This window comes from Geofilum sp. OHC36d9, from assembly GCF_052400685.1.
Taxonomy (GTDB): Bacteria; Bacteroidota; Bacteroidia; order Bacteroidales; family Marinilabiliaceae; genus CAZHHH01.
On record NZ_JBQTGJ010000001.1, the window covers coordinates 192,972 to 207,019 of the forward strand.

The following is a 14,048-nucleotide window of genomic DNA, read 5'->3' on the forward strand; positions in this document are numbered from 1 at the left end:
AATAATCCACCTTTATGATAGATTTCTCTCATGTTCGTTTCATATGATTATATTTTGTTTTTTAAGGTCATATGGAACTCGCCAGGATAATCATACTTCTGTGTGTGAATCAATTCCCATGGCTCGTTTCATATGTTTAAATTTATCTTTCAATGGTCATATGGAACTCTCGATGAATTTTAATCATTCTACTGTGTGTATTTTAGAATGCTAAAATTCATGTTCGTTTCATATGATTATAATTTATTTTTTTAAGGCCCCTTATTCTTGCGTTGATAAACAGAAGCTTAAACGCTTTAATTTCCCTCCATACAATTCTGCATAGTTCTATGGAAGTACTGTTGAATTGTCAAAAGGCTAATTAATTTTTCTTGTTTTCTATCCAGGAATTGCTCAACATGTTTGTGAGCATTTTCAATTATTTTCAATGCTTCATCTGAGTGTTCCGTATAATAAATCAACTTTTCTTCCAGGTCTGAATAATCATCAGCAATGGAAACATAGTGGTAATCCGGGATTAATGTCCCTTCCATAAACCAGGTTTCATATCTGGGAACAGGCATTACGGCCAAAGAATTAGATGACATAACCCACTTCAAATTTGTTGCTACATCATTACCTTCCAGACATAATATAAACTTGTAATTCAAATGTTGCCGTATAGATGCCTTCGGAACCAACCATTGGGGGTTTCTTCCATCATCATTAATTTTTCCTATATCACAAAGAGGATGATTATGATATTTCTTTAAAAACAATTCTCTGTTTTTATGCAATGCAAATACTTTTGCCCTACCAAAAAGGATGTTTTTTTTATCTTTAAAAGGTACATTATCTTTAACAAAATTGAAATGACGTACTGCATTTAATTTAAGCAATACCGAATTCCGATTATTTGTGCCTACGGGACGACTTTTTACAAAAGCAGGGACCAAAGGGACCTCTTTTACATCTCCAAAAAGATAATGAAAACGACAATCTCCCTGAAAATAGCGTAAGTATTTAATAAGGTCAAAAAAATAAGTTTTTAGTTTTGGCCGGTACTTAAATTGATCAATACGAGAGGCCGTATTATCTATTATACTTTCGGGTAAAAGTTTGTTGTAATAGTTAACTCTTTTCAAAATTATTTCCTGCTCACAATCCAACATGCCATTGCGAGCACGTTTAAATGCCCCTTTATAAAAGATGTGAGGTATTAAAAGCCGTAAATAATTAGTAAAATAGTAGCAGAACTTATTTTTACCCATAATCTGAATTCTTTAATTACTGCTTTTTACGTTGTATTCTAAAAAATAATGTTTATACCATCTGGAAAACTGATTCAGACCTTCTTGTATTCCTATGCGCGGACTATATCCAAAGTCTTTTTGAGCAGCCGAAATATCGGCACAAGTAAAGACGACATCGCCAGCCTGCATTGGAAGGTAGTCAATTTTAGCTTTTCGGCCTATAGCAGTTTCAAGAGACTTAATGAAATCCATTATTTTCACCGGCTGATGATTGCCCAGATTGTATATTTTGTAGTTATCCAAATGGTCAATATTTTCAATGAGTTGGTTTACGCCTGCGGTAATATCATCTACATAGGTGAAGTCGCGTACCATTTCGCCCTGGTTAAATACCGGTATTGGTTCACCTTTAAGTATTTTTTTTGTGAAGTTAAAGTAGGCCATATCCGGTCGTCCCCATGGCCCATAAACCGAGAAGAAACGTAATCCGATGGTCTGAATGCCAAATTGCTGTGCATAGCTATAAGCCATCACTTCATTGGCTTTTTTTGTGGCGGCGTATAGTGATTCGGGATGATCGGTGTTACACGATTCACTAAAGGCTCCATCTGTGCGGTTGCCGTACACCGAACTGGACGAGGCAAAAATTAATTTTTTGATTTGTTGTTGACGGGTAGCCTCCAGAATGTTCATGAAACCGATGAGGTTGCTTTCGGCATATTTGTGGGGCGCATCCAAACTGTAACGAACACCAGGTTGTGCCGCCAGATGAATAACCAGATCGAATGAATTGGAGGCAAAAAGGGCTTCTACATCTGTACGGTTACAGATATTAACGCCTGCGAAGCTGAAATTCTGATATGGTTTGAGAATTTCCAGCCGGTCTTGTTTTATCTGCGTGGAATAATAGCCGTTAACTGAATCTACACCAAATATTTCGTCACCTTTATCAAGTAAAAGTTTTGAGAGATGAAAGCCTATAAATCCGGCGGCACCGGTAATGAGAATTTTCATATGATTATAATTTGTTTCTCAATTGCCATATGGAACTCGCCGGAATAATCATTCACCTGTGTGAGAGCTTACTCTCATGGCTCGTTTCATATGTTTAAATTTATCTTTCAATGGTCATATGGAACTCTCGATGAATTTTAATCATTCTCCTGTGTGTATTTTAGAATGCTAAAATTCATGTTCGTTTCATATGCTTATAATTTTTTTTTAAGGCCATATGGAACTCACCGAAATTGATCATACTCCTGTTTGTGAAGCAATTCCCATGGTTCGTTTCATCCTATTTACGATTCAATTATTAATTTCGCGTTTGCTTTTCTTTTCAAGAAAGGCTTCCAATTCATTAATCATTTTGTTTTCCGAAAAGCTGTTGCGCATTTTTGCTAACGCATTTTTACCCATAAGTTGTCTGGCTGTTGCATTGTCGGCTACCTGGCATATTCCGTTATATAATGCTTGGGCATCATGCGGTTGCACCAATATTCCTTCTTTTTCGTTGTCAATAAGTTCATTATTGCCGTTTACCGATGTTACAACACAGCATTTTCCCAGCCCCATGGCTTCCATTACCGCATTGGGCATGCCTTCGTAAAAGGAAGGAAGCACAAACAGATCAGCTCCTTGCACATAAGGCAGCACATTTTCTATAAAACCTAAAAAGAGAACCCTTTCTGTTAGTTTTTTAGTGGCGGCTATTTGTTTGAGTTTATTTTCCAGTTTTCCTTTCCCGGCAATAAAGAAAAACCAGTTCTTTTGATTTTGAGATGCCATTTCGGCGGTACTCAGAAGAATATCTAATCCTTTTTGTTGGGCCAACCGTCCGGCACTAATGATAATAATGGCGTCGTTGGGTAGGTTAAACTTTTTTTTATAATCAAATGGCTGTACGTTTTGGGGTGGTGTAAAACCATTGTGAATCACCTCTACAAAGTCGTTTTTAAACCAGCCATAGGCGTCGTAAGTTTGTTTGATTGAGGCGGAGTTGGTGATAATACCGTCGACCAAATGGCTGAAAATATATTTGTATTTGATTTTTTTGCTGATGAGTTGAAGACCGTGACGTGCCAGTACCGTTACGTTACCGGTGCAGCGGGCTGCTATGGCGCCAATTTTGGAGTCCTTATTTTGGCCACAAACCAGATGTGTTATTTGGTATTTTTTGAGGATCGTTAATAAGCGAATGAACCCCGGAAGATCAAAATCGGAATTGAAGGATATGTTTACAATCGGGAGCGCTAATGTTTCGGCATTTTTGCGGATGACTGAATTTTTGGCGCAGCCAATGAATGCCTGATGACCTTTACGAGTCAGTCCGGCTGCAGCCATGAGCATCCATTTTTCGCCACCGCCCCATTTTTTTCTGCCAATGGAATTCAAAAATAAAATCCGCATATGTAATGCCTTTGATTTTTTTATTGGGTTATTATCAGATTAATTTTTTCTTTCACCATTTCGGGCGTTATCAGTTGCATACAGGCAAAGTCGCCCCGGTAGCATTTTTTATTCCCAAAAACAGAACATGGCCGGCACGGCAAATCTGTCTGAACCGCCCACTCAACGGGCTGTTGCCAGCCATAAAATCCGGCATAAGGATGAGTGGCGCCCCACAGGCTGACCACTGGGGTGTTTACCAGGCGGGCTAAGTGCATATTTGCCGAGTCCATTGATACCATAACATTTAGTAATGACATGGCCTTGAGCTCATCGTTGATGCTGAGGCGCCCGGCCAGACTGTGAATCTGTTCCATTCCGGATGCCCAATTTTCCAATATTTGTTGTTCTTTGCCACGCCCGCCAAATAAATAGACCTGATGGCCTTCGGCTGCCAGTTGGGCAATGAGTTGTCTCATTTTTTCTTCGGGCCATGTTTTCCATTGATGACCCGCAAATGGGGCTACTCCTATATGATGCCCCGGCTGCTTAAAGGCTGTGTGGGGGGGCTCAAAAGCTGATGGGATATATTGTTTTCGTCCGTCAAAGATTTCCAGTTTAAGGGGATATCCCGCAGCAACAAATACATCGCGATAGCGTTCGAAGGTGGATTTGAGAGGTTTTAACTGTTTGTCATTTTTGCGAACCAACTTCTTTTTTTCTTGTCTTCCCTTGTCTATTATATAGCAACGGGTACCCGTAATTTTAAAGAAAGTTCGAAGTATTTTGGTTCGTAAAACATCGTGCAGATCGGCGATATATTCATAGGGCCCCAGGCGCTGGAGCTCTTTGAACAGGCGCCACAAACCGATAAACCCTTTGTGCTTGTTTCTGGCGTCTAAAGCGACGAAAGTAATTTGGCTAAATGGTGCCAGAAGTTCTTTGGCAAAAGGTCGCGAAACCATGACTATTTCCTTTTCGGGATAATCATGAATCAATGAGGCAATGACCGGTATTGTCATTGCCACATCACCCAGTGCGCTAAAGCGAAAGATTAATATTTTCCCTTTAATGCTCACTTGCCGGTTTTATAAAGTACCGGATTCAGAGAAGGATCATTGTACATCTTCATTTGCTTGTACAATTTCATGTATTTTCGTCCGGTTTTAATGTCTTCCAGCAACTCGTCAATGGCACCACTCAGGTCAATTCGTTGAGTCAGTAGCACGTTGAGTTTGGTTTGGCAATTGTCGATGTGCTCTTTGGATGCGTTGGCCCGTTTGGTCTCCTGTTCCATGTGGTATATTTTGAGCGCCAAAATGGAGAGACGGTCAACGGCCCAGGCCGGCGTTTCGGTATTTAAACCGGCATTGGCCTCAGGGGTTATATCTTTGTATTGGTTCATGAAGTAACCATCGATATATTCAACCAAATCGGTACGATCCTGATTTGACTGGTCAATTCTTCGTTTTATTTTGAGTGCTTCAACGGGACTAATTTCGGGGTCGCGAATAATATCTTCAAGGTGCCACTGCACTGCATCAATCCAGTTTTTGGAGAATAGCAGAAATTCAAGTGAGCCTTGCTGGTATGGGTTAACGGGTTTTGCATCCACATCATCGGTTACATGGTAAAGAGCTGTTGTCTCTCCAAAAATTTTGTTACACAGTTGGCTAAAACTCATATTTGGATAGTTTAAAATTTGCTAACAAAGGTATCATTTTTATTGCAAACCTTGAAAGTCTAAATGAAGATTGGTCTTTTAATAACGGCCGCTTATCAAATTGGGAGATGAAAGAAGCTTGAACTGTTTGTGTGATGTAACAGGACGATAGAAAGAATTAGTGGCTAATTGTTTTTTTTGTCCATCTATTATTTTGATGGTCAGCATAACAACCATATTGGACTCTCCCTTCTGATTTTAGTTATTGTCTGCCCATAAAGCCGGGAGTTTTAGCAAGAAAGTTCAAATTTGAGGTTTGCACCGCTTGAAAAGTGTTAGTTTACTAACATAAATGGCCATTTTGAAAGCGAGTGTAACAAAGAAATAGCCTTTTTTGCTAAGGCTGTTTAGGTTTACTCCGGAAAATCCTATAGGGCAATAATTTTTACGTGATTTTGATATTTTTTATTTGGTCTGGGTTGATAATGGTGAGCTATTGGGAAGCCGCATTATGTTTTTTTATTTATCAGATTCCTTCTTTTCTACATCTTTTTCTTTAGGGGTGTTATCGTCCATAAGTATTACCACCTTGTCATTAAGACACTCAACAACTCCTCCTTTGCATGGAAAGAGATGTTCGTTTCCGACTCTGCTTATGACCCTAACGGTGCCGGTTACCAGATTTGAGATGATAGGGCCGTGACCGCGTAATAGTGTAAAGCGGCCTGAAGCCCCTGGAATATCGACTAAACCAATGGGGCCTTCAAATAATATTTCGTTGGGTGTTACAATTTCCAGGTGCAGATCGCTCATTAGTGTGCCTCCTTCAATAATTTTTCACCTTTTTCTATGGCCTGTTCAATGGTACCGACAAGGTTGAAGGCTGCTTCCGGATATTTATCCAGTTGGCCTGACAGTATCATGTTAAATCCTTTAATGGTTTCTTCGATGGGTACTAACTGACCCTTAAGGCCTGTGAATTGCTCGGCTACGAAGAATGGTTGAGACAAAAAGCGTTGTACGCGTCGGGCGCGGTGGACTACAATTTTATCTTCTTCGGAGAGTTCTTCCATCCCCAGTATGGCAATGATATCCTGAAGTTCTTTGTAGCGCTGTAATATTTCTTTAACGTTTTGAGCACACTGATAATGCGCTTCACCAACAATGTCGGGTGATAAAATACGCGATGAGGAATCCAGCGGGTCAACTGCCGGATAAATACCAAGTTCCGATATTTTTCGGCTAAGAACAGTTGTGGCATCGAGGTGCGAAAACGTCGTGGCCGGTGCCGGGTCGGTAAGGTCATCGGCAGGAACATACACAGCCTGAACCGATGTTATGGAGCCGTGTTGAGTTGAGGTAATGCGTTCCTGTAGAGCCCCCATCTCCGACGATAATGTTGGTTGGTATCCAACGGCCGACGGCATTCGTCCCAATAAAGCCGACACTTCTGAGCCTGCCTGCGTGAATCTGAATATGTTATCGATAAATAACAAAACATCATTTCCTTTACCTGTTTTATCACCATCACGAAAGCCTTCGGCAATGGTAAGGGCTGAAAGGGCTACACGGGCACGGGCTCCCGGTGGCTCGTTCATTTGACCAAAAACCATGCTTACCTGGCTGTTTTTCATTGCTTCCAGATCTACTTTGTCGAGGTCCCAATGTCCGGCTTCCAGACTTTTGCGAAATTCTTCGCCATAATCAACGATACCCGATTCAACCATTTCGCGTAGTAAATCGTTGCCTTCACGGGTGCGTTCGCCAACGCCTCCAAATACTGACAGACCTGAATAGCCTCTGGCTATGTTGTTTATAAGTTCTTGTATGAGTACGGTTTTTCCTACGCCGGCACCACCAAATAATCCAATTTTGCCGCCTTTGGAATAAGGCTCTATTAAATCGATGACTTTAATGCCTGTAAATAATATCTCTGTTTCTGTTGACAGATCTTTAAATTCCGGCGCCGATCGGTGTATAGGCTGTGTTTGTTCGGTTTTAACTTCTGGAAGTCCGTCAATAGCGCGGCCTACAACATTCAGAAGGCGGCCTTTTACTAAATCGCCTGTTGGCATTGTAATGGCATTGCCACGTGCAATGACCGTCATGCCTCGCTGAAGCCCATCGGTCGAATCCATTGCAATACAACGAATGGTGTGCTCGCCAATGTGTTGCTGACATTCAATGACTATATTCTGAATTTCTGAAATAATGTCGAGCGCTTCGTCAATTTCCGGAAGTTCTTTTATCTGGGCGTCAAATTCCACATCAACCACCGGGCCAATGACCTGTATAACTTTCCCTTTGATCTGTGCCATAATGGAATGTTGTTTAAAAAACTCAACTAAGTTAAGTAAAAACGATGAATTGTGTTATTATGCCAAAGGATATTTATCCCTAGTTTACCGGGATCGGGTTATCATTTGGTGTGCTTGCTGAATCAACTCTTCCTTGATGAGATCAGAACCATTGATTTTGTTCAGCGATTCGATGGACCTTTCGAAGTAGTAATTCATGATCTTTTTTGTCTGCTCCGAAACGTTGGCAACCTTATAAAGGTTACGAACTGAGGATATTTTTTCCTGCTTATCAAATTTTTTTTGAGCGCACCAGTTTTCGAGTTCTGATTTTTGTTGCCCTGGTAAATTGTTGAGCGCTTTGATTAACAGGTAGGTTTTTTTGTTATTAAGGATGTCGCCACCTATTGGTTTTCCAAATTCGGCTTCATCGCCAAAAACATCAAGCCAGTCATCCTGAAGTTGAAAGGAAAGACCGATGTTAACGCCAAAGTCGTATAGGAGTTGTGCGTCGTTTGCGGGAGCGCCACCAATGATCGCTCCGATTTTAAGGCTTCCACCCAGTAATACCGCTGTTTTGAGGCGTATCATTTCAAGATACTCTTCTTCCTTTACATCGTTTCTGGTTTCAAAGTCCATATCATATTGTTGGCCTTCGCATACTTCCAGTGCTGTTTGGTTAAAGACTTCCAGTATTTGTGGCAACTTCTCGGACGGACTTTGTGCTAAAAGTTGATAAGCCAGTATTACCATTGCATCGCCCGATAAAATTGCGGTATTATCATTCCATTTTTTATGAACAGTTGGTTGATTACGACGTATGGGCGACTGGTCCATAATATCATCGTGCAGCAGTGTGAAGTTATGAAAGACTTCCATCGACAATGCGGCAGGCAGACAGTGGTTAACCATTTGTTCGTTAAAAAGGGCACAGCCGGCCAGGCAAAATGCCGGTCGCAGGCGTTTCCCTCCAAGTGAAAGAATGTAATCAACGGGCGTATAAAGACCCGTCGGTTTTTTTTCTTCGTTAAGCGTCTTCAGTGCGTTTTCTATCTGAATACGGTATTTTGATATAACAGACATTTTTTTTGTTTATTGGTCATCTTTTGCAATAATACTGTTTTTTCTGTTAGTTGGGTTTATTACCAGTTCATCAATCTCTATGTCTTCGTCTTCGTTATATATTTGAAGTAAGGGTTCTTTAAAGTGCTGGTTGGTTATTAACCGTTCAAAGGCTAATAAGATGGATGGCAGCAGAATTAGGTTTGAGAACATGGCAATTAGCAATGTGAAGGCAACGAGAAGGCCTAGTGCAACAGTGCCTCCGAAGTTGGACAGACTAAAAACTCCAAATCCGAAGAATAATATGATAGATGTGTAAATCATGCTGATTCCGGTTTCTTTAAGTGCCAGAATGACTGCTGTTCGAATGTTCCAGTTAGTTTCGCTTAATTCCTGACGATATTTTGCCAGAAAGTGAATCGTGTCGTCAACCGAAATTCCAAAGGCAATACTAAAAACAAGGATGGTTGACGGTTTAATAGGAATTCCAAAATAGCCCATGAGGGCCGCAGTCATTATCAGAGGTATCAGATTGGGTATCAGTGATATCAATACCATGCGTTTGGAAGTAAACATCCACGCCATAAAGGAGGCTATCAGGATTATGGCAAGAAGTAAACTGGTAAATAAATTGCGAATCAAATAATTGGTGCCCTGTGCAAAAACGATGCTTGAACCGCTTACCATGGTATCATATTTATCAGATGGGAATACATCATTGATTTCACTGTTAATTAATGAATCCAGAGATGCCATGCGGGTGGTACCGATGTCTTCCATGCGTAAACTGATTCGGGCTTTTTGTCGTGTTGAATCAATAAAGTTGTTAACCAGCCCTTTGGTACTGTTTTCCTGGCCTGCCAGGTAGGATAGCAGGAATGCCCGTTCGCGCGAGCCGGGTAGACTGTAATAGGCGGGATTGCCATTGTAATAGGCCTGACGGGCAAATTTTACGGCATCAATGTATGAAACAGGACGCGATAATTCGGGTATTTTGTTTAGCTTTTGTTGTAGTTTATCCATTTTTTTCATGGTAACTACCTGAGTCGCCATTCCTGGTTTACGCGTGTCTATCACTATTTCAAGGGGCATCAAGCCATTGAAGTGCTGTTCAAAGAATTTTAAATCTTTGTATAGTGCATGACGATGCGGAATGTCATCGAGCATGTAGCCGGTTGTTTTCATTCTTGAAATGCCATAGCCACCTGCCAATACCATAACCAGAGTAAAAGCAAACACTTTTGAACGATGATTCAGTGAAATTTGTACAAGGTTGGCCACCAGACTGGTCATGTATTTGTTCTCGAGATGCTGAATGTGACGTTCCTTCGGATCGGGTAAAAAACTGAAAATGATGGGTATGAGCAATAGACTTAGCAAAAAAACGACAATAATATTAATGGCGGCTATAATGCCAAATTCTACCATTATTTTGCTGCTGGTAAAAATGAAAGTGGCAAAGCCGCTGGCTGTAGTTAGATTGGTCAGAAAGGTGGCGTTTCCGATTTTTCTTATTACCCGTTGCAGGGATTTGATTTTATTGCCGTGTTTGCTGAATTCCTGATGGTATTTGTTTAGCAGAAAAACAGAATTTGGGATGCCGATGACAATGATCAGAGGCGGAATCATTCCTGTAAGAATGGTGATTTTAAATCCAAGCACAGCCTGGCTGCCCAGTGCCCATATAACAGCCACACCTACCACCAGCATCGAAAACAAAACCACTTTGAAAGAACGGAAGAATAAAAATATTATAAGAGCTGTTATAGCCAGTGTTAGATAAATGAACATACTCAGTTCTTTTTTTATCATCTCGGCCGTTTCAACTCTAATATAAGGAAGCCCTGAAATTTTTACTTCATTTTGACTGGCTATTTTATACTTATCAACAGCAATTTTAATGTTATCAACCAGTTGAACCCTGTCGGAACTACCAAGAATTTTTGGGTCGATGGTTATAGCTACCAGGTAAGTATCGGTTGCCCGGTTATAAATAAGGTTATCGTAAAAAGGAAGGTGTTCTAATTTTTGTTTTGCTGAATCTAATTGCGCTTGTGTGTTTATATTTTTAAAAACAGGAGTTAGCTGAAATTTTCTTTCCCGGGTGTTTTTAACCAGATCAAGAACGTTAAATACGGAAAAAACCTCTTCAACACCAGAGATGGTCTTCAGTTCCTGAGTCATTTTTTCCCATTCCAAATAATGGTTGTAGATAAATAAGTCTTTTTCTTGAACGCCCAGCACAATGATGCTGCTTTCTTCTCCAAAAAGATCTTTGAAATTTTGGTAATTAAGATTTGTGGAGTCGTCTTCAGGCAACAAAGGTGCATATTGATACGACATTTCAATTTTTTGAGATTGAAATGCCATGAAAATGGTAACGACTCCTAATATGGTTAATATTTGAATTCTGTTTTTTAAGATTGTTCGGGCAATTCTAATCCACATATACTCTTCCCCTCCGATGGTATTTTATTAAACGACCATGATAAAAGATTTAGCTTCACTGATCTGTGATTCTTAAGCACGAGTTTGATTATTTCATGAGAGTTTTATACGACCATAAAAACAAAATTTCATCACATGAAATATTGCGCGAATTTAATTAAATTTTGGTAGGAGCCATTTTTTTTGCGGTCGTAGAGACCCATTTCTAGTGGCTGAGAGTCGTAATATATTGATAGATACGCAGATAATAAATACATGAAATGTTTAGCTTTGGACATAATGGCTATACATTTTACGCAACTTTAAATGTTGTTGTTAATCGCCTGAGAGTATGATTTTTTTAGAAAAGAGAAATGTAAAGTAAAAAAAATAGAAACCTAAATTGAATACTTTCGTAACAAACGCAAAATACAGAACGGATCATTATGAAGAAAATTTATTTAGTGCTGCTTTTAGGATTGTTACCATTAATGAAAATCTCAGCACAGGAGGCGAAGTTTAAGGCGGTTTTCACCCTGAATTTTATTCGTTACATAGGCTGGCCCGAGAGCTCTTTAAAGGGGGACTTTGTAATTGGGGTGATAAGGAATAGCGAAGTTGCGCGCTGGATCAAAGAGCAGTCAGGCGGGAAAAAGTTCGGATTTCAAAATATCGTTGTCAAGGAGTTCAAGAGTGTTGATGAGCTAACAAATGATTGTCAGGTTATCTTTGTTTCTTCTTCAGCCAATATACGAAGCTCTGCTGAAACGCTTATGAGTAAGGCAAAACAACGACACAGTCTTATTATCTCCGAATCGGAAGGCGCGACTAAATATGGGGCGGCCATTAATTTTGTAATACGCGAAGGTGTGTTGAAGTTTGAACTTCATAAGATTAATGCGGGTCAAGTGGATCTGAAGTTTAGTTCCCGTTTAGAAGGGATGTCTGCGGCCATTGTGCTTTGAAGCTTATGAAATGAATTTTACAGTCCTGACAGTTTATTTTATAGTAGTTTCTACAAAATGTTTTTGTAGAAACTATTCTGTTTTGGATTTTTAGTATCTTCCCGCTTTTATTTCGTTGACGGCCTTCTTTGTTTAGTTTGCAGGCAGGAAACGTTTTTTGTATTTATTAGAAATAACAAGACTCGCTCTTTAAGAAGTATTGATTTTTCATCGTTTGTTGTTGAATCTTAATTTTGGCTGATTTCTTAAGGGCAGTGAACAATAAAATTATTCACACATGAAGTTTAAATTAAACATTGGTCAAAAACTGATTTACGGTTTTGGTTTAATTCTGGTAGTGGTTTTTTTAAATAGTATTCTTACTATTTTTACTTTGGTCAGAAGTACCAGTTTGAACAGGGAAGTTACAGATATTTATGGGCCTTCAGTAACGGATTTGAACAATATGAATATGTTGATCACCCAAAGTAAAATGTTAATCCGTAATTGGGTGTTTGTCGATAACCAACCTGGTACACCTGATAAGTTGCGTTTAGCTGAACTTCACAGTACCGATTGGCCCCAATTAAAAGAATCGTTGCATCCTATTGCCAAGGAGTGGGAAGACAAAGATGATATTGTTAAGCTGGAGTTGATTTTTCAACATATGGATTCTCTTTTTGGTCTGCATCAGGAAGTGATGAAAAGCTTAAACTCTTTTGAAGCTTATGAAGATGTGATGGTCTTTTTCCAAGCCGAAGATATGGTCATGGAAGGCCGGGGTATCATGAAGCTTTCTGAGGATATTAGTGATGAAATCACGGCCCTAACGGATAAATACACCAAAAAGAATGATACGGCATTGGCACAAATGCATAAATCTTTTTCAGTGTTGGTGTGGACTGTCGTTCTTATGGGAATAATACTTTTGGTTGTCTCCTTAATAACCGGCTTCTTACTTTATAATTCCATTGTAAAACCCTTAACCAAGGGCGTTTCTTTTGCCAAGGCCATTGGAGTGGGCGATCTTACGGCGGAAGTAAATGTCGAACAGGATGATGAAATAGGTATCTTATCAAGAGAATTGAGTAATATGGCTATCAACCTCAAGAAAACGGTTGTTGCCATTAAAGAGAATGCCAATAATTTGGTTTATTCGAGTGAGACACTTAAAACCAGTTCTCAGCAACTATCCCGGGGGTCTGCTGACCAGGCGGCCTCTGCCGAAGAAGTATCAACATCCATTGAAGAGATGGTGGCAAATATTGATCAGAATACCGAAAATGCTGTACAAACAGAAAAAATAACGGTGGAAACCGCCAAGGATGTGAATATTGCTGATGAGTTGACTTCGGAAGCTGCTAAGGCTATGACAGCCATCTCTGAAAAGATTTCAATTATTAGTGATATTGCTTTCCAAACAAATATTTTGGCGCTTAATGCTGCGGTGGAAGCGGCTCGGGCCGGTGAGCATGGACGCGGTTTTTCAGTGGTTGCAGCAGAAGTGCGTAAATTGGCTGAACGTAGTAAAGTGGCTGCCGATGAAATTGTGACGCTTGTGGCCCGGGGACTTAAAGTTTCTAAAGAAGCCGGCGACAAGGCTCGTGCGCTTGTCCCTGATATTGAAAAAACAACCTTGTTGATTAAAGAGATCGCTGCTGCCAGTATGGAACAAAAAACCGGCGCTGACCAAATCAACATGGCGATGCAACAGCTTAATCTGATTACTCAGGAAAATGCCTCCAGCTCTGATGAGTTGACACAAAGTTCCGATCAGTTATCTGTTTTGGCGCAGAACCTTAAAGAAGCTGTTAGTTATTTTAATATTGGTGACGAGGAGATTTCTCAGGAGGCAGCTGAAAGTGTTAAAGGTAAAACCTCTTCTACCTCTAAAAATACGAAGGAAAAAAGCGGAAAAACCAAGTCAACTCCCACTTCAAAATCATTTCAGCCAAATTTGTCAAATTTGGAGAAAGAATTTGATTTGGATAATTATGAAAAATTTTAAACAGACGTTCTGGTGGATGGATTTTTCGTT

11 protein-coding genes are annotated in these 14,048 nt (G+C 39.9%); 2 read left to right on the plus strand and 9 right to left on the minus strand.

Translation table 11 applies throughout. The features are described 5' to 3' along the window. Positions 1–296: 296 nt before the first annotated feature. The 9 genes from ACT3CD_RS00695 to ACT3CD_RS00735 all read right to left on the minus strand — a co-directional run bounded on the left by ACT3CD_RS00695 (position 297) and on the right by ACT3CD_RS00735 (position 10,982). On the minus strand, positions 297–1,250 hold the full coding sequence (locus ACT3CD_RS00695) for a glycosyl transferase family 90 (protein WP_444641964.1): 954 nt from the start codon (positions 1,248–1,250) through the stop codon (positions 297–299). 12 nt (positions 1,251–1,262) lie between these two features. Further along, entirely contained in the window at positions 1,263–2,246 is a 984-nt protein-coding gene (locus tag ACT3CD_RS00700) for an NAD-dependent epimerase/dehydratase family protein (protein WP_444641966.1), read from the minus strand. Positions 2,247–2,537: 291 nt separating this feature from the next. Continuing rightward, positions 2,538–3,638: a glycosyltransferase gene (locus tag ACT3CD_RS00705; protein WP_444641968.1), complete on the minus strand. Its 1,101-nt coding sequence runs from the start codon at positions 3,636–3,638 to the stop codon at positions 2,538–2,540. Positions 3,639–3,658: 20 nt separating this feature from the next. Continuing rightward, positions 3,659–4,696 carry a glycosyltransferase family 9 protein gene (locus ACT3CD_RS00710; RefSeq protein WP_444641970.1) on the minus strand — a complete coding sequence of 346 codons (1,038 nt, stop codon included), beginning with the start codon at positions 4,694–4,696 and terminating at the stop codon, positions 3,659–3,661. Next, entirely contained in the window at positions 4,693–5,301 is a 609-nt protein-coding gene (locus ACT3CD_RS00715; protein WP_444641972.1) for a DUF4254 domain-containing protein, read from the minus strand. The genes ACT3CD_RS00710 and ACT3CD_RS00715 overlap by 4 nt, the downstream gene beginning before the upstream one ends. A 498-nt stretch (positions 5,302–5,799) precedes the next feature. Next, complete coding sequence (locus ACT3CD_RS00720) at positions 5,800–6,093, minus strand: F0F1 ATP synthase subunit epsilon (RefSeq protein ID WP_444641974.1); 294 nt, start codon at positions 6,091–6,093, stop codon at positions 5,800–5,802. Next, the gene (gene atpD, locus ACT3CD_RS00725; RefSeq protein WP_444641976.1) at positions 6,093–7,598 is read right to left on the minus strand and encodes a F0F1 ATP synthase subunit beta; all 1,506 of its coding nucleotides are present in this window, start codon (positions 7,596–7,598) and stop codon (positions 6,093–6,095) included. The genes ACT3CD_RS00720 and atpD overlap by 1 nt, the downstream gene beginning before the upstream one ends. Before the next feature lie 84 nt (positions 7,599–7,682). Then, a complete protein-coding gene (locus ACT3CD_RS00730; protein WP_444641978.1) occupies positions 7,683–8,660 on the minus strand; it encodes a polyprenyl synthetase family protein in 978 nt (325 codons plus the stop codon). A gap of 9 nt (positions 8,661–8,669) precedes the next feature. After that, positions 8,670–10,982 carry an efflux RND transporter permease subunit gene (locus ACT3CD_RS00735; RefSeq protein WP_444641980.1) on the minus strand — a complete coding sequence of 771 codons (2,313 nt, stop codon included), beginning with the start codon at positions 10,980–10,982 and terminating at the stop codon, positions 8,670–8,672. Positions 10,983–11,512: 530 nt separating this feature from the next. On the opposite strand from ACT3CD_RS00735, the gene ACT3CD_RS00740 reads away from it, so the two are divergent. Together ACT3CD_RS00740 and ACT3CD_RS00745 are read left to right on the plus strand one after the other, a co-directional pair. Beyond that, positions 11,513–12,031 carry a YfiR family protein gene (locus ACT3CD_RS00740; protein WP_444641982.1) on the plus strand — a complete coding sequence of 173 codons (519 nt, stop codon included), beginning with the start codon at positions 11,513–11,515 and terminating at the stop codon, positions 12,029–12,031. Positions 12,032–12,308: 277 nt separating this feature from the next. Beyond that, complete coding sequence (locus ACT3CD_RS00745; protein ID WP_444641984.1) at positions 12,309–14,018, plus strand: methyl-accepting chemotaxis protein; 1,710 nt, start codon at positions 12,309–12,311, stop codon at positions 14,016–14,018. Positions 14,019–14,048: the final 30 nt, after the last annotated feature.